Source organism: Kineococcus aurantiacus, assembly GCF_013409345.1.
Taxonomy (GTDB): Bacteria; Actinomycetota; Actinomycetes; order Actinomycetales; family Kineococcaceae; genus Kineococcus; species Kineococcus aurantiacus.
In genome coordinates this window covers 3,456,116-3,478,265 of record NZ_JACCBB010000001.1, presented here as the reverse complement: position 1 = coordinate 3,478,265, position 22,150 = coordinate 3,456,116, and the positions used below count along the sequence as shown (strand labels likewise).

Genomic DNA, 22,150 nt, shown 5'->3' with positions numbered 1-22,150 from the left:
ACGGCAGCGCCCGCGCGGATGGCCCCGTCCGGCCGCAGCCGGGTGACGCTGGGTGACCGGCCCCGCCGCGCCGGCGCGCTAGGCCTCCTCGATCGCCGCCGGCCGCAGCTGGGCCGCGCGCACCCGCGCCACGTCCAGCTTCTGCGACCGGTCGAAGGAGTAGACGCCGTTCTGCTCCTGGAACACGTCGGTGAGCTGGGTGTAGCAGTACCCGAACATCAGCGGGTCGCCCAGCAGGACGCCGGTCAGGCCCTCGAAGCGGTGGTGGAACTCCTCCTCGCTGCGCGGGGCCTCGCCGTAACCCCACGACGACTCCGCGCCGCGGTCGACCGAGGAGTCGCTGGCGGCGGTGTCCGGCCGCCACCAGATCCCGCCGAACTCGCTGCAGAACCACGGCTGCCCCTGGTACGGCAGGGAGATGACGGTGCTGGTGCCGTGCACGAAGTTGGTGTCCGGTTCCCCCTTCGCCAGGCCGGCCATCTCGCGGGCGAACTGCGCCGGGTCCTGGGTGTAGTTGTGCGAGTCCCACACGTCCGACTCCAGGACGCGGTGGGAGTAGCCCGAGGCGTCCAGGACGGGGCGGGAGGTGTCCATCGCCTTGGCGGCCAGGAACATCGCGCGCGTGACGTCGTCGAGGACCTGCCCGCGGTCGGTGAGCGGCTGGTGGGTCTCGTTGAGCCCGCACCAGCCGACGATCGAGGGGTGGGAGTAGTCCCGTTCGAGCGCCTCGAGCCACTGCGCGACGAAGTTCGGCGTCGGCTGCTGGTACTCCCCGCGGTGGCTGCTGCCCTCCTCGGCCGCGCCCCAGTCGCCGAACTCGCCCCACACGAGGTACCCGAGCCGGTCGGCGTGGAACAGGAACCGCTCCTCGAAGACCTTCTGGTGCAGGCGGGCGCCGTTGAAACCGGCCGCCAGGCCCAGCTCGACGTCGCGGCGCAGCGCCTCGTCGGTGGGGGCCGTCATGAGCCCGTCGGGGTAGTACCCCTGGTCGAGCACGAGCCGCTGGAACACGGGGCGGCCGTTGAGCAGGACGGCCTTGCCGTCGATGCTCACCGAGCGCAACCCCGCGTAGGTCTCCACGGTGTCGACGACGGCGCCGTCGGCGTCGGTCAGCGTCACGGTCACGTCGTACAGGTGGGGGTCCTCCGGGCCCCACAACCGGACCCGGTCGGCGGGCACGGGCAGCACCAGGCGCGGGGACAGGTCCAGGTCGGCGCGGACGGTGGCGCTCGCGACCTGCCCGGCGTCGTCGCGGACCGAGGCCGTGAGCGTCCAGCCCGCCCGGTCCCCCGCCGCGCCGGTGCCCGCCGGGCCGCCGCCGCGCCGCAGCGGCTGCTCCAGGTGGAACGTGGAGCCGGCGACGTCGGGGGTGATCCGGGGCCGGCCCAGGCTGACGTCGGGCACCGGCTCGGCCCACACGGTCTGCCAGATGCCCGTGGTGCGCGTGTAGAGGCACTCGTAGTTGCCGTACCGGGTCGACTGCTTGCCGCGGGCCTGGGGGCCGTACCGGTCGTCGCGGGCGCGCACGACGACCGTGACGGTGCCCGTGCGGTGGCCGAGGTCGGCCGTGAAGGGGGTGAAGCCGCCGCGATGGCGCACGACCTCCTCGCCGTCGACCCAGACGGTGGCGTCGTGGTCGACGGCGCCGAAGTGCAGCAGCGTGCGCCGACCGGCCCACGCCGCGGGGATCGTCAGCTCCCGCCGGTACCAGACGGCGGCCAGGAAGTCGGTGTCCCCGACGCCGGACAGCTCGGACTCGGGGGCGAAGGGGACGGTGATCGTGCCGGTCAGGTCCCGCTCGCGCAGCCCCCGCTCCAGGCCGGAGTCGCCGCGGTCGACCTCGAAGCCCCAGGTGCCGTTGAGGTTCACCCAGTCGGTGCGGACCATCGAGGGTCGGGGGTACTCGGGGCGCGGGGTGGTGGGCACGTGCTGCTCCTCGTCGTCGATGGGCGTGCCGGTCCAGTCTGCCGGGCGAAGTACATCGTTGCAAGCAACCCTCCCGCGACCTCCCCGCAGCGGTTCCGCAACATCTATGCAGCGTTGCAAAGCCCGTGCTAGGTTCCGCACCACTGACCGGGACAGTGCTGTTCCTGGTCAGTCGTGAGCACGAATCGTGACCACGACCGCCAACGACGGCAGGGACGGACATCGAGTGAACAGCCATCCCCCCAACCCCTCCCCCCGGGGTGCCCTCAGCCGGCGCAACCTGCTGCGCGGCGGTGCCGCCGCGGGCGGGCTCGGCCTGGTCGCCGCGACCGCCGGGTGCGGCTCCCCGCTGGCCGCCGGCCTGGCCGGCACGCCGCTCAACCCCGGGACGGTCACCTTCTGGAACCTCTTCGGCGGCGGCGACGGCGCCCGCCTGCTGCTCATGCTGGACGAGTACCGCAAGCAGCAGGGCAGCCCGGACTCGCTGGTCGCGGCCACCTTCGCCTGGGGCAACCCGTACTACACCAAGGTGTCGCTGGCGACGCTGGGGAACAAGCCGCCGGACGTCGCGGTCGCCCACCTCACCCGGGCCTCCAACCTGGCCGCCGCGGGCCTGCTGGAACCGATCACGGACGAGACGCTGGCGCTGGTGGGCCTCGAGGTCGAGGACTTCACCCCCGCGGCGTGGGAGGCCGCCTCGTTCGAGGGGCAGTCCTACGCGATCCCCATGGACACCCACCCCTGGGTGCTGTTCTACGGCACCGAGGTCTGCCAGCAGGCCGGGCTCCTCGGTGCGGACGGCAAGCTCGCGAGGATCCAGGGCCTGGAGGCCTGGGAGGCGGCGCTGACGGCCGCGAAGGAGACGACCGGCCGCTACGGGGCCGCGACCGCGTCCGTCGGCGACGACTCCAACTGCTGGCGCTTCGTGAACACCCTCTACAGCCAGCGCGAGGGTGCCGCGCCGCTCATGAGCGAGGAGGGCCAGGAGATCACCATGGACGACGACCTCATGGTCGACACCCTCGGGGCGATCCAGCGCTGGACCGACACCGGGCTCATGCCGAAGGTCGTCGACGTCCCCGGCGCCGAGCTCATGCTCTCGCAGGGCGAGACGGCGTTCTTCATGAACGGCGAGTGGGAGATCACGACGCTGCAGAGCATCGAGGGCCTGGACTTCAGCATGGCCGCCTTCCCCCAGCTGTACGAGAAGCCGGCCGCGCACGCCGACTCGCACGCGTTCGTGCTGCCGAAGATGGACCGCGACGCCGACCAGCTGGAACGGGCCATGGGCTTCGTGCACTCGATGCTCGAGCAGGGCATGACGTGGGCCGAGGGCGGCCACGTCCCCACCTACCTGCCGATCTTCGACAGCGAGGAGTACAAGACGCTGGAACCGCAGGCCGACTACGCCGAGACCGCGACGTACGCCTCGTACGACCCGGCGGCCTGGTACTCCGGCTCGGGCTCGAACTTCGAGACGGTCACCGGCTCGCAGATCGGCCTCGTCATGCAGGGGCTGTCGACCCCGGAGGCGGCCGTGGCCCGCATCCGGTCCCAGCTGGAGACCTACGCGCGGACGGCGAACCCGCTGTGACCGCGCACCCCACGACCCCGAGCCCCGCTGGAGGACCCCGATGAGCGCCCAGACCCTCGGCGCGCCGACGGTGACGCGCACCGTCGCGCGAGGCACCGACTCCGACCGCCTGCGCCGCAGCGGCAAGGCGTGGCTGTTCATCGCCCCCTTCGGCCTCTTCTACCTCGCCTTCCTGCTCGGCCCGTCGCTGTACATGTTCGTCGCGAGCTTCTTCGACACGAGCATCGTCAAGACGGGGCTGGGCAACTTCATCGGCCTGGAGAACTACACGACGCTGCTGTCGTCGTCGGACTTCTGGGCCTCGATGTGGCACACGCTGCAGTTCACCCTCTACACCGTCCCCCCGCTGGTGGTCCTGTCGTTCGTCTTCGCCGTGCTGGCGAACCGGATGCAGCGCGGCCAGGTGTTCTGGCGGATGGCGTTCTTCACCCCGTTCATCCTGCCGTCGGCGGCCATCTCGCTGATCTGGGTGTTCATCTTCACCGCCGACACCGGCCTGTGGGCCACCGTGCAGAAGTGGTTCGGCAGCGACGCCCCCACCCCGGTGCTGGCCACCCCGAGCCTGGCCATGGTCGGCATCGCCGTCGCGACCGTCTGGTGGACCATCGGCTTCAACTTCATCCTCTACCTGGCCGGCCTGCAGGACATCCCCCGCGAACTGTACGAGGCGGCGGCCATCGACGGGGCGACGCCGTGGCAGCAGATCCGCCACCTGACCATCCCGCTGCTCAGCCGCACGACCACGCTGGTCCTGCTGCTGCAGATCATCGCCAGCCTCAAGATCTTCGACCAGGTGTACCTCATGACCAACGGCGGTCCGGGCACGAGCACGGAGACGGCGCTGGTGTTCATCACCAAGACCGGTTTCACCGACTACCGCATCGGCGCGGCGGCCGCCGCCTCGTTCCTCCTGTTCGTCGTCATCGTCGTGATCGCCCTCGTCCGCCAGATCGTCGAGCGCGCCCAGCAGAAGGGAGCCTGAGATGGCCACCACCGGTGCCGCGAGCACCTCCCGCCGGGCCGGCATCTCCGCCGCCGCCCCGCCGCCCCGCGTCGCGCGCGTCGCGGCCAACGGCGGCAAGACGTTCAACCGCATCGCCGTCGTCGTGCTGAGCGTCTTCGCCGTCCTGTGGCTCGTCCCGAGCCTGTGGGCGATCAAGACGTCGTTCACCGCGAACTCCGTCTCGGCGCTGGGCACCCAGGCCATCCTGGAGGACATCAACCCGACGCTGGCCTCGTACTCCACGCTGCTCGGCGGCGGGGACCTGTGGAACTGGTACCTGGCCAGCTTCATCACCTCGACGCTGTCGGCGGTGCTGGTCGTCCTCTTCGCCTCGATGGCCGCCTTCGCCCTGTCCCGGATGCGCTTCCGCGGGCGCCAGGTCGTGTTCCTGCTCGTCATCGCCGGGATCATGGTTCCCGCCGACGTCCTGATCATCCCGATCTTCCAGATGCTCAACTCCGTCGGCCTGCTCAACACCTACTGGGCCGTGATCTTCCCGCAGGTCTCCAGCGTCATCGCCCTGTTCGTCTTCAAGCAGTTCTTCGACGGGCTGCCCAACGAGCTGGAGGAGGCCGCCCGCCTCGACGGCGCCGGCAGCTGGCGGATCTACTGGTCGGTCATCATGCCGCTGTCGCGGCCCGTCCTGGCGGCCATGGCGATCGTGACCTTCGTCGGGGTGTGGAACAACCTCATCCTGCCGCTGTTCGTCCTGTCCAACCCCGACCTCATGACCATCCCGGTGGGGCTGGCGACGGTGCAGGGCTCCTACGGTCAGCGCTTCTCCGACATCCAGGCCTCCACGGTCCTCGGTGCCCTGCCGCTCGTCATCCTGTTCGTCATCTTCCAGCGCCGCATCGTCGAAGGTGTGGCCGGGACCGGCCTGAAGGGCTGAACCACCTGTGAGCAACCTCCACGGGGTCGTCGACCTCGACGTGGCCGGCGCGACCATCAGCCGGCACCTCTACGGCCACTTCGCCGAGCACCTGGGCCGCTGCATCTACGAGGGGTTCTGGGTCGGGGAGGACTCCGACATCCAGAACTCCGCCGGGATCCGGGACGACGTCGTCCAGGCGCTGAAGGACATCAGCATCCCCAACCTGCGCTGGCCCGGGGGCTGCTTCGCCGACGAGTACCACTGGATGAACGGCGTCGGCCCCCGCGAGGAACGCCCCTCGATGGTCAACACCCACTGGGGCGACGTCGTGGAGGACAACTCCTTCGGCACCCACGAGTTCATGCGGCTGTGCGAGCTGCTGGGCGCCGAGCCCTACGTCTCGGGCAACGTGGGGTCCGGGACGGTCGCGGAGATGGCCGACTGGGTGGAGTACCTCACCCGCTCCGGCGACGCCCCGATGTCCCGGCTGCGCCGCGAGCACGGCCGCACCGAGCCGTGGAAGGTGCCGTTCTGGGGCATCGGCAACGAGTCGTGGGGCTGTGGCGGCAACATGACCGCCGAGCAGTACGCCCAGCTCGCCTCGCAGTTCTCCACGTACTGCCGCAACCACGACGGCAACGAGCTCTACCGCATCGCGGCCGGCCCCCACCGGGACGACTACGCCTGGACCGAGACGCTGATGAAGTCGATCAGCACCCTCGGCGGCCCCGTCGAGGAGCGGCACCACCAGCGCTGGCAGGCGCTGTCGTTCCACTACTACACGCACGCCACCGACGACTGGAAGCACAAGGGCTCGGCGACGGAGTTCAGCGCCGCCGAGTACCACGCGACGATGGTCAACGCCTGGCGCATCGACGAGATCGTCCGCGGCCACGCCCGCGTCATGGACGTCTACGACCCCGAGGCCACGGTCGGGCTCGTGTGCGACGAGTGGGGCACCTGGTGGGACGTCGAACCCGGCACCAACCCCGGGTTCCTCTTCCAGCAGAACACCCTGCGCGACGCCCTCGTCGCCGGCCTGCACTTCGACGTGTTCCACGCCAACGCGCGCCGGCTCGTCATGGCGAACATCGCCCAGACGGTCAACGTGCTGCAGGCCATGGTGCTGACCGACGGGGCGCGGATGGTGCTCACCCCGACGTACCACGTGTTCGCGATGAACGCCGGGCACCAGGACGCCACCCACCACGCCGTGCAGGTGACGTCGAGCGACGCGCGGTTCGAGGGCGAGCAGGGGGCCTACCCGACCCTGACGACGTCGGTGAGCTCCAAGGACGGCACCGCCCTGGTCTCCCTGACCAACCTCGACGTCGACGCCCCCGCCACCGTGCGCCTGGACCTGCGCGGCCGCGACTGGCAGGTCTCGGCGGCCCGGGTGCTGTCGGCGCCGACCGTGCAGGCCCACAACACCGTCGAGGCGCCGGGGACCGTGGCCCCCGCCGCGTTCGACGGGGCCCGCCGCGACGGCACGAGCCTCGTGGTGGACCTGCCCGCCCACTCCTTCGCCACGGTCGAGCTGACCCTCGGCTGAGCCCGCCGGGGCGGGACCCCCGAACGCGCCCGGGCGCGGCCGCACAGGTCGCGCCCGGGTGCTCCCACGCGGAGGTCCCACCCCACGGTGATCAAGCACTGCGGTGATCAAGCACTCCCGTGATCAAGCACTCCCGTGATCAAGCACTCCCGTGGGCGGCGAGCACCTCGTCCAGCCGGTCCGCGGGCAGCCCCCGCCCGTCGGAGCGGGGCCAGTGCACGCAGACCTCGTCGAAACCGGCGTCGGCCAGGGCCGCGGCGAAGCGGGGGTAGTCGGCGTAGGCGTCGCGCTCGTCCAGGCTCAGCAACGCGGTGCGGCGGACCCCGGCGGACCCCTCGACCTGCCCGAACCGGGCCAGCGGGGCGGTGAACCGCTCGACGGGGTCCCCGTGGGCGTCGCCGTAGGTGACCCAGCCCTGGCCCGTGCGGGCGGCGAAGCGCATGCCCCGGGGCCCGGCGGCGGCGACGGTCAGGGGGACGGTGCCGTGGACGGGGCCGGGGACGTTGCGGGCGTCGACGGCCGCGTAGTGCTCACCGCGGGCGTCGGTGGCGCGCCGGCTCAGCAGGGTCCGCAGCAGACCCGCCCACTCCTCGAACCGGTCTTGGCGCTGCCGCGGGGTCAGCGCGGGCAGTCCCAGGACGGCGGCGTCCTCGGCGGACGTGCCCGCCCCCACCCCCAGCTCGACCCGGCCGCCGGAGAGCTGGTCCAGCGTCATGACCTCGTGCGCGAACGTCACGGGGTGGCGGTAGTTGGGGGTCGCCACGAGGGTCCCCAGGCGGACGCGCTCGGTGCCGGTGGCGGCCGCGGCCAGCAGCGGGACCGCGGCGTACCAGGGCCCGTCGCGCAGGTCCCGCCAGGACAGGTGGTCGTAGCTGAACACCGTCCGCACCCCGGCCTCCTCAGCCGTGCGGGCGGTGGCGGTGAAGTCGGCGGGGTGCAGGTCGTTCAGGACGACGCAGGACAGGTCCACCCGGCGAGGCTAGTGCGCGCCGCCCCGGCCCCGTCGGCGCGACCACCAGCGGGCCAGCCGGCCACCGGGAGCGGGTTCGACGACCGGCGGCGCCGGGACGGGCGGCCGGCGCCGGTGCCACTCCTGCACGAGCGCCTCGACGTCGAGCAGGGCGGTGACGACGGGAGGACCGTCGGCCGGGCGGCGGTACTGCTCGCGGACCCGGTCGTTGAAGTCGTCCACGACCGCGCGGACCGCGGCCTCGGAGACGAGCTCGTGCACGTCGCGCTGCAGGACCTCGCGCTCGCGGCGCAGCGCCAGGGCCGGCGGCAGCATCCCCGTGACGTCGAACCCCTCGCGGCGGGCCTTGTCGGCGGCCCACTGGTCGGCGGAGAACCCCCGGTCCAGCCCGCGCAGGGGCTCACCCGCCCCGCACAGGCCGTCGAAGGCCCCGCGCTCCTGGGCCTCGCGGACCTGGCGCTCGATCCAGTCCTCGAAGGAGGTCCCGGCGGGTTTGCGCACGGTCCCGAAGCTAACCAGCCGTCCGCACCCGGTCAACGCGGAGGACCCGCCGTGGTCGGGCACTGCGGTGGTCGGGCGCGGTCAGGGGTCAGTGCCCGTGCGCGAGGGTGGTCAGCGGGCGGCCGTCCGCCGGCACGTCGCCGACGGGGACCCAGCCGGTGGCCGGCCCCTCGGTGCCGTCGGCGCCGACGGCGCCCACCGACACCAGCAGCTGCGAGGAGGTCAGCAGCAGCCCCGCGTCCCGCTCGACCTCGTACCGCGCGGGCGGGGAGGTCCCCGCGGCCGCCGTGACGACCAGCGAGGTCCCCTCGACGGTGTCGTCCGCCGCGGCCCCGGCGGGGACCCCCTCGGCGCTGGCGTAGCGGACGGCGTAGGACACGGCTCCCGGCACCGGCGCCCAGCGCAGCTCCCAGTCGACGCTCCACCGCACCACCGGCGCCCCGTCGGGGCCGGTGCCGTCCCGCCGCTCCTCCACGGTGGCGACGCGCAGGTCGCCGGGGGCCGCGGACACGCGCGGGGCGGGTGGGGAGGGCGGTGAGGAAGGCGGTGGGGACGGCGGCCGGGACCCGGCCGCCGAGCAACCCGCGACCGCCAGGAGCACCGCCAGCGCGGCACCCGCCCGGGCCGGTCTCACCACTCGACCGGCCCGAAGACCTCGCCGTTGGCGTACACCGTCCGGTCGGGCACGACCTGCCCCACGGCCAGTTCGCTGCCGACCACGACGCTGCGCTCGCCGACCACCGCCCCGTTGCGCACCAGGGAGCGGAAGACCACCGCACCGTCGCCGAGGCGGACGTCGTTGCCGATCGTGGTGGGCGCGGCGACCCCGGTGGTGGGGTCCACGGCCGGGCGCCCGCCGCCGTGGACGACGACGCGCTCGCCGTAGGTCACGCGGTTCCCCACCGACAGGTCGGACCCCTCCAGGGCGTGGAAGATCGTGCCGTCGCCCATCCTGCGCACCGTGCCGACCGAGAAGGGCCCGCCCTCGTCGGCGCGCAGCGAGATGCGCGAGCCCATGCGCTGCGACAGGGTCCGCAGGTCGTCCTCGAAGCACACGTCGCCGATGACCCGGTTGCGGAACCCGGGGTCGCGCACCTCCGGGCCCGTGCACAGCGCCGACTCCACCGCGGGGGCGTCCCGGGACCGGTCGAACTCGTTGCCGCCGGGGTCGACGTTGAGGCCGCGGACCGCGTCGGGTTCCTCCGAGGCCAGGCGGGTGTACTCGCGGGCCAGGCCGACGTTGACCTCCACGACGGCGGCGTTGAACAACCGGTCGGCCTCGACGAGCGGGCGGACCTTGCCCAGCGCCGGGTCGTCGGCCTCGGCCTGCGTGCGCACGTCCTTGCCCGGCAGGACGAGGGTCCCGCTGCGCAGCACGACCCCCGGCCCGACCCGGCTGAGGGCGGACAGGCCGGTGTCGCGTTCCAGCACGGCCCCGTCGACGAGCGCGCCGAAGCTGACGAAGACGCCCGAGTCGGCCGGGTCGGCGGCCCCCACGCCCAGGCGCGCCGGTCCCCGCACGGCCGACCCGTGGGCCAGGATGACCCGCTCACCGGTCCGCACCCCGTCGGTGGGGCGCAGCCCCGCGGCGGCCATCGCCCGTTCCTGCGCGGCGCTGCGCGGCAGCAGCGCCTCCACGCGCACGGAGTCCTGCACGTTGGACTCCGGCCCGATGGCGATGCCCGCGCGCCGGCCGGAGAACAGCTGGGCGAAGGGACCGACGTAGACGCGCTCGCCCAGCTCCACCGACGGCGGGTACCGCACCTGCACCGTGGGGTCGACGAACGACGCCCGGTCCAGCGCCTCCCCCGCCGCCTCCCCCGCCGCCGGGCCCACCGCGGGTGGCCCGGCGGCCCGGGCCGGCGCGGCCAGGACCGTCGCCGTCAGGCACGCCACCGCCACCGATCCGCCCAGCAGCCGCCGGGACCGTCCTCGCACCCGTTGCACCACGTCGCCCTCCCGCTTCCGCACCACCACCCTGTGGACTTCCAGTGCAGCACCGCAGGGCCCGCGGTGAGGGACCAGCGCGTGTCGGGGGCGGGAGTGCTCGACCACCGCGGTGCTCGACCACGGGAGGGTTCGTCAGGGTCAGGCGAACGAGGCGGCCCACTCCCGCACGCGCGCGGCGCTCTCGGCCTCGGACAGGTCCACGACGCGCGTCACGATCGACCAGCGGACCCCGAAGGGGTCGCGCACGCTGGCGAACCGGTCGCCGGAGACGAAGTCCGCGACGGGTTCGCGGACGGTCGCCCCGGCCGCCTCGGCGCGCGCGACGACGGCGTCGACGTCGGCGCAGTACAGCCCCAGCGAGAAGCAGTCGTCGTCGCCGCCGGGCCCGGCGACGAGGTGGTACGCCGGGTTCGGCTCGCCCAGCTGCAGGTGCCCGTGGCCGAAGTCGAGGTCGGCGTGGACGACGACACCGCCCACCTCGGTGACGTCGACGACGCGGGCGCCGAAGACGTCGCGGTAGAACTCGACGGCCTCCCGCGCGCGGGGGACCGCCACGAAGGGCGTGAGGCTGGTCGCGCCGCGCGGGACGCCGTCGGTCGTGTGCTCACCAGTGGTCATGGGCACCACCGTGCCGCCGGGCCCACCCCCCGCGCTTGAACCTTCGCGCCACTACCGTCGGGGCGTGGACCTCCCCACGCGCGGCGTCCTCTACCCGGCGCGGCTGTCGCGGTTCACGCGGTTCCCCGCCACCGGGCCGGTCGCCGACGTCGTGCGCTGGTTCTGGGTGCCGCAGTGGGACGTCGAACCGGGCCGCGTCTCGCGCCAGCACGTCGTGGGGTACCCGGGCAGCAACCTCGTCGTCGAGTCGCGCGACGGCGGTCTCGTCGGGTTCGCCGGGCCCACGACGCGCCGTTCCCACCAGGACCTGACGGGCCGCGGCTGGGCCGTCGGCGCGCACCTGCAACCCGCGGCGGTCCCGGCGCTGTCCCCCGACCCGGCCGCCGACCGCGACCGCTACCGCCGCCTGGACGCCCCCGGTCTGCACGCCGCGGTCGCGGCGCAGGTCGACGCCGGCCGCCTGGAGGCCGCCGCGGGTGTGCTGGGGCGGTGGATCGCCGACCGGGTCGGGCCGGTCGGCGACGAGGGCCGCACCGCGAACGCGCTCGTCGCCGTCGTCGACGCCGACCCCTCGATCGTGCGGCTGGAGGACGCCGCCCGGCGGGTGGGGTGCTCCCCGCGCACCCTGCAGCGGCTGGCCCGCCGGTACGTGGGGCTGCCGCCGGCGGCGCTGATCCGCCGCCGGCGCCTGCAGGAGGCCGCCGAACGCGTCCGCACCGACCGCACGGCGGACCTCGCCGAGATCGCCGCGGACCTGGGGTACGCCGACCACGCGCACCTGACGCGCGAGTTCCGGCAGGTGCTGGGGATGGCTCCCAGCGAGTACCGCCGCGACCTGCCTCAGCCCTGAACGGGTCCGGCGGCCCCGTCCTCGTCCTCGTCCTCGTCGGTGGGCCGGAAGAAACCGTCGACGACGTCGAGCACGGCCCCGGCCAGCCCCGGCCGCGCCGTCCACGGCTCCACCGGCGACAGCACGCCCAGCTCCACGAGACGGGCCAGGCGTTCGCGGGTCGCCTCGAACTCCTCCGCGTCCCCCGACGCCTCCAGCGACGCGCGCAGCTCCGCCGACGTCATGGGCTGCAGCACCGAGGACGTCACGACCGTCAGCGCACCCACGACCGCCGCCGGCGACGTGGTCGTCGCCAGCACCCCGGTGACGACCGTGGCGAGCGCGAACGTCGCCACCTGGTAGCGCCGCTCGGGGTCCTGCGCGTCGACGACGGCCGTGCGCCCGCCCTCGAACGTCAGGACGCCGTCGCCGGCCAGGTCCAGCAGGACCGCGACGGGGTCGACCTCGGGGACGGCGGAGAACTCCTCGCGCAGCACGTCCACCGCGGGGCTGTCGGCCGGTTCCCGGCCCTGCAGGTCCACCCCGGCGGCCAGCGCGTCGAACGCGCGCCAGAACGCCGCGACGACGGGCAGGCCCTCCAGGTCCGCCAGCCGGTCGGCCAGCGGCACCCGCGCCTCCACGGCCGCCAGCGCGTCCAGCACCCCCGCCTGACCCGAGGCCGAACCGCCGACCCCGCCGGAGGCGACGTCGAGGCAGTCGGCGAGTTCCTCGGGTTCCCCGGCCCACTGCTCGGACTCCCCCAGGAACATCAGGTACGACGTCCACGCCAGCCGGGTCTCGTCGACGAGTTCCTGCGGGTCGAGGCCGTTGTCCTGCGCCACGGCGGGGACGACCTCGGTGAACAGCTCCGCGAGGTCGGCCGCGGCGAAGCGCGTGGCGGTGGCCGGGACGAGGTCGAACCCGAAGCTCAGCGCGAACCACCCCAGGGACTCCATGAGCCGCGCCTCGACGTCCTCGACGGGCATGGGGGCGTCCTGCTCCTGGCCGGCCTCCTGCGCGTCCTGGTCGAACTCGGCCTCCAGGAACCGGCGGAAGGGGATCTGCAGGTCGCCGAGGACCCGGCCCCCCGCACGCAGCGGCGACATCTGCGACAGCGCCTCGGCGTGCCGGGCCGGGTGACCGCGGGACTTCTTCTTTTTGGGCACCGTCCGACCCTAGGGCCTGGGCCTCGCACCGGTCCCCCCGGGAGCGCGGACCTCCAGACCCGGCCCGGGCGTGAAACCCAGCCGCGCGTACACCCGGGCGGCGGCGTCGTCGACGGGTTGCAGGTGCGCGAACCGCGCCCCGGCCGCGAACGCCCGCGACAGCGCCCACGACGACAGCCCCGCCCCCAGCCCCCGGCGCCGGGCCGCGGGCACGACCCCGACCCCGCCGAGCAGCACCGCCGGGCCCGCGTCCAGGTCGGAGGCGACGGTGTAGGCCGCCGCCAGCGGACCGGCGGCCCCGGTCACGAGGACGAGCTCCACGCCCGGCGTCCGCACCAGCTCCGCGAACCGGTCGCGCACCGCGGCCCGGTCCCCGCCGAAGGCGGCGACGTCGACGGCGGCCAGGTCCTCCACGTCGGCGGGCCCGGCCACGCGCGCGGTGCACCCCGGGGGCAGACCGGCCGGCCGGAACGCCGCGGCGTCGACCTGCGCGAGCCGCTGCGCCACGATCAGCTCCCCGCCCCACCCGCTGCCCTCCCGCACGCGCCACGCCCACGGCGTGCCGCGCCGGGCGAACCACGCCGCGACCTCCTGCGGGTCGGCCAGCGCGGGGTCGACGACGTCGGCGCCGTTGTCCTGCGGCGCAGGGGTTCCGCTGCAGGCGGCGCGGACGCCGGGGAACCGGGCGACGGCACCGCCGGGGCGGCCGCCGCTGAGGACGGCCCACGCGTCGGCGTGGGCGGTGAACAGGTCGGGCACCGGGCCAGCGTGCCAGCGGCGACGGGGCCGGAGAAGATGCCCCCGTGCGTGCCGTCCTCGCGGGCTGGTCGAGCCTGCTGCTGCTCGCCGCGTGCGCGGGCGGCCCCGACCCCTCCCCCGGGGCCGGCCCGCCCACCGCGACCGGCCCGTCCACCGGGGCGCCGGGCCCGTCCCCGGTGACCACGCCCGGGCCGGTGGCCGTCGCACCCCCTCCCCCGGGCGCCGTCGCCGACTACCAGCTCGGCGGCCCCTACCCCCCGGCCGCGGGCGTGCGGGTCGTCACGCGCGACCGCACCGCCGACCCCGTCCCGGGCCTGTACTCGATCTGCTACGTCAACGCGTTCCAGACCCAGCCCGGGGAGGAGGACCTCTGGTTCACCCGGTACCCGGACCTGCTGCTGCGCGACGGCGACGGGTCGCTCGTCGAGGACGCGGACTGGCCCGGGGAGTACCTGCTGGACACCTCCACGCCGCAGAAGCGGGCGGCCCTGGCCGAGGTCGTCGGGGCCTGGGTCGACGGCTGCGCCGACGCCGGTTTCCAGGCCGTCGAACCGGACGACCTGGACTCGGCGACGCGCTCGGGCGGGGCGCTGACGATGGACGACGCGTACGCCTACGCGAGCGCGCTGTCCGCACGGGCCCACGCGCGCGGGCTGGCCGTGGCGCAGAAGAACGCGCCGGGCACGACCGCCGCGCAGGCGCGCGCCGCGGGTTTCGACTTCGCCGTGGCCGAGAGCTGCCAGGTGTACGACGAGTGCTCGGCGTACCGCGAGGTCCACGGCGACCACGTCATCGAGGTCGAGTACGCCGACGACGGGCCGCAGAACTTCGCCGACGCCTGCGCGGCCCGCGGCGCGGAGGTCTCGGTGGTCTACCGGGACCGGGACCTGCTGCCGCGGGGCGTGCCCGGGTACGAGTTCGACCGCTGCCCGGCGGCGGGCTGAGCGGGACCAACGGCCCTGTCGCCGGGCGGGGCGGGCCGCTGCACTGGACGTCGTGGACCTCCCCCGACCCGGTGAGCGGCCCGACGACCGGCCGGTCGTCGTGGGTTTCGACGGTTCGGCGCCCGCGCGCGCGGCGCTGCGCTTCGCGGCGCGGCACGCCGTCGCGGTGCGCGCCCCGCTGCGCGTGGTCGCCGTCGCGCGGGACCTGGCCGACGGCCCGTCGTCGCTGACGGCCGCCGAGCGGGCCCTGGCCGCGGCCGACCGCCTGCTGCGCGCGTCCGGCACCCTCGACGCCCGGGCCCAGGTGCGGTGCGGGCCCGTGGCCCGCGGGCTGCTGGAGGCCGCCGCGGGGTCGCGGGTGCTCGTCGTGGGCCGCGGGGCCCGCCCGGGTCCGGTCGTGCGGGACCTGCTGGCCGCCTGCCCCGTCCCGCTGGCCCTCGTCCCGGTCGCCGGTGCCCGCAGCAGCGCCGAGGACGTCCTGGTGCCGCTGGCCGGTGACGCCTCCGACGTGCCCGTCCTGGCCGAGGGACGGGACTGGGCCGTGCGCCGCGGTTCCCGGCTGCACGTGGTGCACGCGCTGCGGACCGGGCCGCGGACCCCCGCCCGGCCCGGGGCCCCCGGCACCGCCGCCGACGACGGGGCCTGCCTCGTCGTGCTCGCCCACCGCGGGGACGGCGCCGAGGACCTGCTGGGCCGGCAGGACCGGCCGGTGCTCCTCGTGCCCGGCTGAGGGGCACCGGCCGTCCACCCGTGGCTGGCGGTCCGCGCCCGGCCGGTGCAGGGTGACCTCGTGCCTGCGGCGATCACGAGTGCGAACACGGTGCGGCGCGGCCGGCGGTCGGTGCTCGCCGGGGCCGCGGCCCGCGGTCTCCTGGGTGGGCTGGCGGGGGCGGCGGCGATGACCGCCAGCCAGCGCCTCGAGCGCGCCGTCACCGGCCGTCCCGCCTCCCACGTCCCGGGGCGGACGCTGCTGCTCCTGGCCGGGCGTTCCCCGTCCGAGGGCGACCGGCCCGGTGCGGCGACCCTGACGATGGTGGTGGCGACGAGCGCGGCGCTGGGCGCGGTGCGCGGGGTGTGGCGGGCCAGCGGGCTGCTGCGGGTCCGCGCCGACGTGGCGCAGACGGTGCTGCGGATCATCGTGGACCAGACGCTCGAGAACGCCACCGGCGCCGGGGCCCCGCCGCGCACCTGGCGCCAGGGCGAGGGCGTCGTGGAGGTCCTGCACGCCGCGGTCGCCGCGGTCGCCACCGGGGCGGTCGTCGAACGCCTCGTCGAGCCGGTGCTGGAGTCGCGGCGCGGCACCACCAGCCACTGAGCCGGCGCCCCCGCGACCCCCGGCGGGGTTCAGCCGGCCGGGGTCGGCGCGGGACGCGTCCCCCGCAGGGGCACCCGCCACCGCACCCGCGTCCCGCCCCCCGAGGCCGGGTCCACCGGTGACTCGACGAGGCAGTCCCCGCCGAGGTCGCGGGCCCGGGCCCGCAGGTTCGCCAGCCCGCTGCGGCGCGTGGACCCGCCCAGGCCCACCCCGTCGTCGGTGACGGTCAGCACCAGTTCCCCGCCGCCCACCTCCAGCCGCACCACGACCGAGGACGCGTGCGCGTGCCGGGCGCAGTTCGTCAGGGCCTCCCGGACCGCGGCCCGCACGTGGTGGGCCAGCTCACCGGCCACCGCCGCGGTCCCCGTCCCGCTCACCAGCAGCGAGGGGGTGAATCCCAGCAGGTCGGCGAACTCCTCGGTCAGGTCCCGCAGCTCCTGCGCGACGTCCTCCTCCGGGACCGGGCTGCGCAGCTGGAAGATCGTGGCGCGGATCGTGCGGATCGTCTCGTCACCGGAGGCGATGAGACCGCGCAGCGCCTCACCCGTCGCGGGGTCCGGGCTGCGCGCGGCCAGCGCCGACATCCGCAGGCCGCTGGCGAACAACTGCTGGATGACGTGGTCGTGCAGGTCCCGCGCGATGCGGTCCCGCTCGTCGAGCAGCGCGATGGTGCGCCGGTTCTGCTGCGCGCGGCCCAGTTCCATCGCCAGGCTGACGTGCCCGGCGAAGTCGGCGGCCATGACGCGGTCCTCCTCCTCGAAGTCCCGCCCCGGGGCCCGGCGGGCCAGCCACACCAGCCCCGGCGGTTCCGACTCCGGCGCGGGGATGCGCACGAGCATCGCCGGGCCCCGCGGGCCCGCGGCCGGGTCGGGGACCCCGCCCTCGGGGAACCGCTCCCGCGGCCAGGTCGTGCCCAGCAGCGCGTCCGCCCCCTCCCCGTCGGCCGCCACGACCTGCACCCGCTCCGGGGCGCGGGGGTCGGGGGCCAGGACGGCGGCGAGGTCGGCCCCGGCGGCCACCAGCGCCCGGCGCGCCACCAGCGACAGCGCCGGGGCGTCCTCGGCCAGCAGGTCGCGCACGATGTCCGCCGAGGCGCGCAACCACCGCTGGCGCCGCTCGGCGACGTCGAACAGGCGGGCGTTGTCGATCGCCACGCCCGCGGCCGAGGCGAGGGCGACGAGCAGCTCCTCGTCCTCGGCGGAGAACTCCACGGGCCGCCCCGCCGCGGACTTCTCCGTCAGGTACAGGTTCCCGAACACCTGGTCGCGCACCCGGACCGGCACCCCGAGGAACGTCCCCATCGGCGGGTGCCCCGGCGGCAGCCCCACCGCCGCCGGGTGCGCGCCGAGGTCGGCCAGGCGCAGCGGTTCGGGGTGCCGGATGAGCTGGCCGAGGATCCCCGCCCCCTGCGGCAGCGGGCCGGTGCCCGCGGCCGTCGCCTCGTCGACCCCGACGGTGATGAACTCGCTCAGCGTCCCGTCCGAGCCGATGACGCCCAGCGCGCCGTACCGCGCGCCGAGGAGGTCGCAGGCGGCCTGGGTGATGCGCCGCAGCAGCACCGGCAGGTCGAGGTCGGAGCTGATGGCGCGCGTGGCCGCGAGCAGACCGCGCAGCCGGCCCTGGGTCCCGAGCACGTCCTGGGCGCGTTCGATGAGCTGCTCCAGCAGCTGGTCCAGCTCCAGCCGCGCCACCGCGGGGAAACGCACGATCTCCGGTTCCACCGGGGCATCGAACCATCACACGGGCGCCGGGCGGGGCACCACCGCCACCGGGGTCGCCGCCTGGTGCAGCACCGCGTGGCTCGTGCAACCGCCCAGGGCCGAGGCCAGGGCCGAGTGGCCGCGGGCCCCCACCACCAGCAGCGCGCACGTCCCCGACGCCTCCAGCAGGACGTCCTCGGGGTGGTGGTGCCGGACGACCGACGCGCTGACCCGCGCCCCCGGCACCCGCACCCGCAGCGCGTCGAGGAAACCCTCCAGCACCGGCGCGGTGAGCGACCCGGCGCGGTGCCCGTCCCGGTGCGGGTCCTGCACGAGCAGGACCCGCACCCGCCCGCCCGTCGCGGCCGCGTGCCCGGCCGCCCACCGCGCCGCCGCGACCGCGGCCGGGGACCCGTCGAAGCCGACGACGAGGTCCCGGGCCCCCTCGGCCGGCGCGCCGCGCACCACGACGACGGGGCACGGGGCGTGGCCGGCGGCGTACAGGCTCGTCGAGCCCAGTTGGAGACCGCCCAGGACGCCGCTGCGCAGGCGGTGGTGCGGGCGGGCACCGGTGACCAGGAGGTCGGCGCCGCGCGCGGCGGCCAGCAGCGCCGGGCGCGGGTGGTCGTGCACGAGGCGGACCCCCACCTCGCCGCGGACCCGGTCGCGCACCAGGTCCCGGGCCCGGGCCAGCTCCTCGCGGGCCGCGGCGTCGAGCTGGTCCAGGACCTCGCGGCCGTAGCCGACCGACCAGGTGTCCACGACGGGCGGCGGCTGCACCCCGCACACGATGTCCAGGTCCGCGCCCGCGCGGTCCGCGGCGTCCGCGGCCCACTCCACGGCGGCGCGGCAGTTCTCCAGGGTGTTCAGACCGACGACGACCGTGCCCATCCGTCCCACCTCCGCGTGGCGGCGCTCACCGTCGAGCGCGTTCCCACGGTACGCCCGCCGCCCCCGGGCGGGCACCCCCAGGGGCGCTCCAGGGGCGCTTAGGGGGCGCTCCAGGGGCGCTCGGCGTCGGTGACCGCGGGGTCGTCGTCGGCGGCGTCCCAGCCCAGGACGTCGCGGGCCACGTCGGTGGCGTAGAAGGAGCGGTGACCCCGCGGCTCGGCCGTCCACGGCACCCCCGGGTGGAACCGGGCCGACAGCTCCGCCGTCGGGGTGCGGCTGGTGGTGCGCACCGCGACGACGTTGGCGACGACGTGCCCGGCCCCGGCCCGGCCCACGGCCCGCAGGCACGCGGCGGCGGCCGCCTCGAACGACACCCACCCCCACAGGTCCTTCGGGCCGTCCTCGTCGCGGTCGCCGAACGCGAACCCCTCGCGCAGCGCGTGGAACCGCAGGCTGGTCAGGACGGCGGCGGGGCGGCGGCGGGCGAAGGCGTCGGCGGCCTGCTCGCCGAGGAACTTCGAGAGGGCGTACGGGTCCTCCGCGTAGCTGGCGTGCGCCTCGGTGACGGGGAAGGCGTCGTAGCGGGGCGCGCGGCTGTAGGCCGCGCCCGTCGCGTTGACGCTGGAGGCCAGGACGACGCGCGTCGTCCCGGTCGCCTCGGCGGCCAGCAGCGCCGCCAGGGTCCCCCCGAGGTTCACCGACAGGACCTCGTGGGCGTCGACGCCCACGGGGCTGGGGCGGGCGGCCAGGTGCACGAGGGCGGCGGCGCCGTCCAGGACCCCGGCCAGGGCCCCCGGCGAGGTGACGTCGACCGCGCCGCCGGCGACGCCGGTGACGTCGACCTCCCGCACCTCCCAGCCGGCGCGCACGGCGCGGGCGACCACGCGCCGGCCCAGCCGGCCCGCGGCGCCCGTGACGACCAGCGGACCGGCCATCACACGAGCCGGCGCTCCGAGTGCGTCAGCCGCACCATGAGGACGGTGGAGATGACGTCGCGCGAGGCGACCGCGCGCCGCACCCGGCGGCCGTCCTCCACGACGACCACCTCCGGCGTGGCCACCCCGACGTCGTGCAGGGCCCGCGCCGCCGCCGGCGGCAGCACCTGCCCCGGCCGCAGCCCGGCCAGCTCGGCGCGGGTGGGCTCGGGCAGCCGCCACCACCAGGCCACCACCTCGGGGTCCGGTTCCCTGCGCACGTAGCCGGTGCCGCCCCAGGCCCCGCCGTGCTGCTCGTGCTGCTGCTCCTGCTGCTCCTGCTGCTCGTCGTGCTGTGCGTCCGTCGCGTGCTGCTCCACCCCGGCACTGTGCTGGACGCGGGGCCTTCCCGCCCGTCGAACCCCCGTTCGGGCGATCCCGGTGCCCGCGCGCCGTGCCGACCCACACAGGGCCCGCCGGACCCGTCGCAGGAAGGAGCGCACCGTGCTGATGGCGCTCGTGGTCGTGCGCACCCTCGCGGTCGCCGCGGCGACGGTGCTGATGGCACGCCGGATGCGGCGCGAGACCGTCGCCCGCCCCGCGTGGCGGGCCTACCTGACGGCCTTCGTGCTGCTCACCGCCGCCAGCGTCGTCGAGACCGTCGTGGTGCTCACCGGGACGCCCGTCGGGACGGCCGGCCTGGTCCTGACGGTGCCGCTGCGGCTGGCCAGCACCGCCTCCAGCTTCTTCCTCTACCACGGCGTCGCGACCTGGTTCCGGCTGCGGGAGAAGACCCGTCCCGCCGGCCGCGTCGACTGGCTCGTGGGGGTCAGCTGCATCCTCGGCGTGGCCGGTGTCGTCAACGTCGTCGCCGACGTCCCGCCCGGGGTCGCCGGGCTGGCCACGCAGCTGCGCTGGCTGCACGTCAGCTCCATCGCGGTGCTGCTGTCGGCGCTCGTCGTGGGGGCCTGGGCGATGCCGCGGGCCATCGCCGGCCGGGCCCGGGGCATCGCCGGGTGCGTGCTGGGCGTCCTCGTCACCCAGGTGCTCTTCGTCCTGGCCGGCCCCGTCACGGGGATCGTCGTGGCGGCGTGGTGCGCCTGGACCCTGCTGGCGGTGGGGTTCGGCTGGCTGTCGCTGCTGCGCCCCGTCGCCACCCCGCGCCGGCACCCCTCGACGTTCCCGGTCCCGGCGACCAGCTCGGTGGGCCTGGTGCTGGGGCTGGCCGCGGTCGTCGGCGCCGGTCTGCACGTGGAGACCCGGCACTGGGCGCTGGGGTACGGCACGGCCGCCGTCGCCGGCTCGTCGGTGCGCCTGGTCCGGCTCGTGCGCGACCTCGCCGACCACGACCGGGCGCGCCGGCAGGCCAGCACCGACGACCTGACGGGGCTGGCGAACCGCCGCGAGTTCCTGCGGCGCCTGTCCGCGCAGACCGTCCGGCGCGGCCCGTTCTCCGTCCTGCTGCTGGACCTGGACCGCTTCAAGGAGGTCAACGACCAGCACGGCCACGCCGTCGGCGACGAGCTGCTGGCCGCGACCGCCGTCCGGCTGGAGCAGGCGCTGCCCGGCACCGCGCTGCTGGCGCGCCTGGGCGGGGACGAGTTCGCGGCCATCCTGCCGGGGGTGCAGGCCGACGGGGCCGTCGACTCGGCCCGGACCCTGCTGGGGGCCGTCGCCGCCATCGACGTCAGCGCCAGCGTGGGGGTCGCGACGTCCACCGGCCACGACGGCCTGTCCGGGACCGAGCTGCTGCGCCGCGCCGACACCGCCATGTACGCGGCGAAGGGCGGCGGTTCCCGCGTCGCCGTGCACGACGACGAGGCCGACCGCGCCTGGCGGGAGCGGGTGGCGCTGTCCGACGAGCTGCAGGCGGCCCTGGACCCCGCCGCCCCGGCCGGGACGACGGACCAGTTCGAGGTCCACTACCAGCCGCAGGTCGGCGCCGGCGACGAGGTCGTGGGGGTGGAGGCGCTCGTGCGCTGGCGGCACCCCCGGCGCGGGCTGCTGTCCCCGGCGGCCTTCCTGGACGTCGCGGAGGAGCGCGGCCTGCTGCCGGCCCTGACGGGGGTCGTGGCCCGCCGCGCGGTCGGCGACCTCGCCGGCTGGCGCGCGGAGGGCCACGAGCTGCGGCTGTCGATCAACACCTCCAGCACGTACCTGTCCGACCCGGAGCTGCTGCCGCTGCTCGACGAACTGGTCCGCGGCGGCGTCGACCCCCGCCACCTCGTGGTCGAGGTCACCGAGACCTCGCTCATGAACGACCCCGACCGCGCCCTGGCCACGTGCCGGGAGATCACCGCCCGGGGTTTCGCGCTGAGCATCGACGACTTCGGGACGGGGTACTCCTCGCTGGCCTACCTGGCGAACCTGCCCGCCACGGAGCTGAAGGTGGACCGCACGTTCACCTCCCGGGCCCTGGCCGACGAGCGCATCGCCGCCATCGTGGCCGGCACCGTGGAACTGGCCCACCACCTCGGTCTGCGGGTCGTCGCCGAGGGCGTGGAGGACCCCGCGACGCTGGGCCTGTTGCGCCGGATGGGCTGCGACGAGTCGCAGGGGTACCTGCACAGCCGGCCCGTCCCGGCCGGGGAGTTCCTCGACTGGCTGCGGGCCCGCACGGGCGCCCCCGCCCGCCTCTGAGGCC

21 protein-coding genes are annotated in these 22,150 nt (G+C 75.6%); 9 read left to right on the top strand and 12 right to left on the bottom strand.

What is annotated here, in order from left to right; translation table 11 throughout:
* Window positions 1–78 precede the first annotated feature (78 nt).
* Window positions 79–1,926: a sugar-binding domain-containing protein gene (locus BJ968_RS16795; protein WP_179753774.1), complete on the bottom strand. Its 1,848-nt coding sequence runs from the start codon at window positions 1,924–1,926 to the stop codon at window positions 79–81.
* Window positions 1,927–2,152: 226 nt separating this feature from the next.
* Between BJ968_RS16795 and BJ968_RS16790 the strand changes: the two genes are divergently transcribed.
* The 4 genes from BJ968_RS16790 to BJ968_RS26840 are packed head-to-tail and all read left to right on the top strand — an operon-like array spanning window position 2,153 to window position 6,949.
* A complete protein-coding gene (locus BJ968_RS16790) occupies window positions 2,153–3,520 on the top strand; it encodes an extracellular solute-binding protein (protein WP_179753772.1) in 1,368 nt (455 codons plus the stop codon).
* Between the two features lie 40 nt (window positions 3,521–3,560).
* Window positions 3,561–4,502, top strand: coding sequence for a carbohydrate ABC transporter permease (locus tag BJ968_RS16785; RefSeq protein ID WP_179753770.1), 942 nt, complete (start codon window positions 3,561–3,563; stop codon window positions 4,500–4,502).
* A gap of 1 nt (window position 4,503) precedes the next feature.
* Window positions 4,504–5,415, top strand: a complete 912-nt coding sequence (locus BJ968_RS16780; protein WP_179753768.1) for a carbohydrate ABC transporter permease — start codon at window positions 4,504–4,506, stop codon at window positions 5,413–5,415.
* Window positions 5,416–5,422: 7 nt separating this feature from the next.
* Window positions 5,423–6,949: an alpha-L-arabinofuranosidase C-terminal domain-containing protein gene (locus tag BJ968_RS26840; protein WP_179753766.1), complete on the top strand. Its 1,527-nt coding sequence runs from the start codon at window positions 5,423–5,425 to the stop codon at window positions 6,947–6,949.
* Between the two features lie 139 nt (window positions 6,950–7,088).
* Here BJ968_RS26840 and BJ968_RS16770 read toward each other — a convergent pair whose 3' ends face one another.
* From BJ968_RS16770 to BJ968_RS16750, 5 genes are all read right to left on the bottom strand, one after another.
* Window positions 7,089–7,919, bottom strand: coding sequence for an LLM class flavin-dependent oxidoreductase (locus tag BJ968_RS16770; protein ID WP_179753764.1), 831 nt, complete (start codon window positions 7,917–7,919; stop codon window positions 7,089–7,091).
* A 9-nt stretch (window positions 7,920–7,928) separates the two neighbouring features.
* Window positions 7,929–8,420 (bottom strand): DnaJ family domain-containing protein, encoded by a 492-nt coding sequence (locus BJ968_RS16765; RefSeq protein ID WP_218885125.1) that lies wholly within the window; start codon window positions 8,418–8,420, stop codon window positions 7,929–7,931.
* 88 nt (window positions 8,421–8,508) lie between these two features.
* On the bottom strand, window positions 8,509–8,931 hold the full coding sequence (locus BJ968_RS16760) for a hypothetical protein (RefSeq protein ID WP_179753762.1): 423 nt from the start codon (window positions 8,929–8,931) through the stop codon (window positions 8,509–8,511).
* A 119-nt stretch (window positions 8,932–9,050) separates the two neighbouring features.
* Window positions 9,051–10,358: an LbetaH domain-containing protein gene (locus BJ968_RS16755; RefSeq protein WP_179753760.1), complete on the bottom strand. Its 1,308-nt coding sequence runs from the start codon at window positions 10,356–10,358 to the stop codon at window positions 9,051–9,053.
* A gap of 150 nt (window positions 10,359–10,508) precedes the next feature.
* The gene (locus BJ968_RS16750; RefSeq protein WP_179753758.1) at window positions 10,509–10,988 is read right to left on the bottom strand and encodes a VOC family protein; all 480 of its coding nucleotides are present in this window, start codon (window positions 10,986–10,988) and stop codon (window positions 10,509–10,511) included.
* A gap of 64 nt (window positions 10,989–11,052) precedes the next feature.
* Between BJ968_RS16750 and BJ968_RS16745 the strand changes: the two genes are divergently transcribed.
* Complete coding sequence (locus tag BJ968_RS16745) at window positions 11,053–11,838, top strand: helix-turn-helix domain-containing protein (RefSeq protein WP_179753756.1); 786 nt, start codon at window positions 11,053–11,055, stop codon at window positions 11,836–11,838.
* On the opposite strand, the gene BJ968_RS16740 is transcribed toward BJ968_RS16745, so the two are convergent.
* A complete protein-coding gene (locus tag BJ968_RS16740) occupies window positions 11,829–12,983 on the bottom strand; it encodes a hypothetical protein (RefSeq protein WP_179753755.1) in 1,155 nt (384 codons plus the stop codon). The genes BJ968_RS16745 and BJ968_RS16740 overlap by 10 nt on opposite strands.
* Window positions 12,984–12,992: 9 nt before the next feature.
* A complete protein-coding gene (locus BJ968_RS16735) occupies window positions 12,993–13,742 on the bottom strand; it encodes a GNAT family N-acetyltransferase (protein ID WP_179753753.1) in 750 nt (249 codons plus the stop codon).
* A 44-nt stretch (window positions 13,743–13,786) separates the two neighbouring features.
* Between BJ968_RS16735 and BJ968_RS16730 the strand changes: the two genes are divergently transcribed.
* Genes BJ968_RS16730 through BJ968_RS16720 form a run of 3 tightly spaced genes read left to right on the top strand, consistent with a single transcriptional unit; the run spans window position 13,787 to window position 16,001 of the window.
* On the top strand, window positions 13,787–14,686 hold the full coding sequence (locus tag BJ968_RS16730) for an endo alpha-1,4 polygalactosaminidase (protein ID WP_218885123.1): 900 nt from the start codon (window positions 13,787–13,789) through the stop codon (window positions 14,684–14,686).
* Window positions 14,687–14,738: 52 nt separating this feature from the next.
* Window positions 14,739–15,416: a universal stress protein gene (locus BJ968_RS16725; RefSeq protein ID WP_179753751.1), complete on the top strand. Its 678-nt coding sequence runs from the start codon at window positions 14,739–14,741 to the stop codon at window positions 15,414–15,416.
* A gap of 60 nt (window positions 15,417–15,476) precedes the next feature.
* Window positions 15,477–16,001, top strand: coding sequence for a hypothetical protein (locus tag BJ968_RS16720; protein WP_218885122.1), 525 nt, complete (start codon window positions 15,477–15,479; stop codon window positions 15,999–16,001).
* A gap of 29 nt (window positions 16,002–16,030) precedes the next feature.
* Here the strand turns inward: BJ968_RS16720 and BJ968_RS16715 are convergent, their stop codons facing one another.
* From BJ968_RS16715 to BJ968_RS16700, 4 genes are all read right to left on the bottom strand, one after another.
* Window positions 16,031–17,722, bottom strand: a complete 1,692-nt coding sequence (locus tag BJ968_RS16715; RefSeq protein WP_179753749.1) for a GAF domain-containing protein — start codon at window positions 17,720–17,722, stop codon at window positions 16,031–16,033.
* Window positions 17,723–17,737: 15 nt separating this feature from the next.
* Complete coding sequence (locus tag BJ968_RS16710) at window positions 17,738–18,592, bottom strand: universal stress protein (protein WP_179753747.1); 855 nt, start codon at window positions 18,590–18,592, stop codon at window positions 17,738–17,740.
* A 98-nt stretch (window positions 18,593–18,690) separates the two neighbouring features.
* Entirely contained in the window at window positions 18,691–19,527 is an 837-nt protein-coding gene (locus BJ968_RS16705; protein WP_179753745.1) for an NAD-dependent epimerase/dehydratase family protein, read from the bottom strand.
* Window positions 19,527–19,886 carry a hypothetical protein gene (locus BJ968_RS16700; RefSeq protein ID WP_179753743.1) on the bottom strand — a complete coding sequence of 120 codons (360 nt, stop codon included), beginning with the start codon at window positions 19,884–19,886 and terminating at the stop codon, window positions 19,527–19,529. Before BJ968_RS16700 ends, BJ968_RS16705 begins: the two co-directional genes overlap by 1 nt.
* Window positions 19,887–20,016: 130 nt before the next feature.
* Between BJ968_RS16700 and BJ968_RS16695 the strand changes: the two genes are divergently transcribed.
* Window positions 20,017–22,146 (top strand): putative bifunctional diguanylate cyclase/phosphodiesterase, encoded by a 2,130-nt coding sequence (locus BJ968_RS16695; RefSeq protein WP_246315743.1) that lies wholly within the window; start codon window positions 20,017–20,019, stop codon window positions 22,144–22,146.
* Window positions 22,147–22,150: the final 4 nt, after the last annotated feature.

Excerpts from the sequence above, each read along its gene's own strand:
- BJ968_RS16750 (WP_179753758.1), bottom strand. The coding sequence starts at position 10,988 with ATGACCACTGGTGAGCACACGACCGACGGCGTCCCGCGCGGCGCGACC.
- BJ968_RS16780 (WP_179753768.1), top strand. The coding sequence starts at position 4,504 with ATGGCCACCACCGGTGCCGCGAGCACCTCCCGCCGGGCCGGCATCTCC.
- BJ968_RS16785 (WP_179753770.1), top strand. The coding sequence starts at position 3,561 with ATGAGCGCCCAGACCCTCGGCGCGCCGACGGTGACGCGCACCGTCGCG.
- BJ968_RS16695 (WP_246315743.1), top strand. The coding sequence starts at position 20,017 with ATGGCGCTCGTGGTCGTGCGCACCCTCGCGGTCGCCGCGGCGACGGTG.
- BJ968_RS16705 (WP_179753745.1), bottom strand. The coding sequence starts at position 19,527 with ATGGCCGGTCCGCTGGTCGTCACGGGCGCCGCGGGCCGGCTGGGCCGG.
- BJ968_RS16710 (WP_179753747.1), bottom strand. The coding sequence starts at position 18,592 with ATGGGCACGGTCGTCGTCGGTCTGAACACCCTGGAGAACTGCCGCGCC.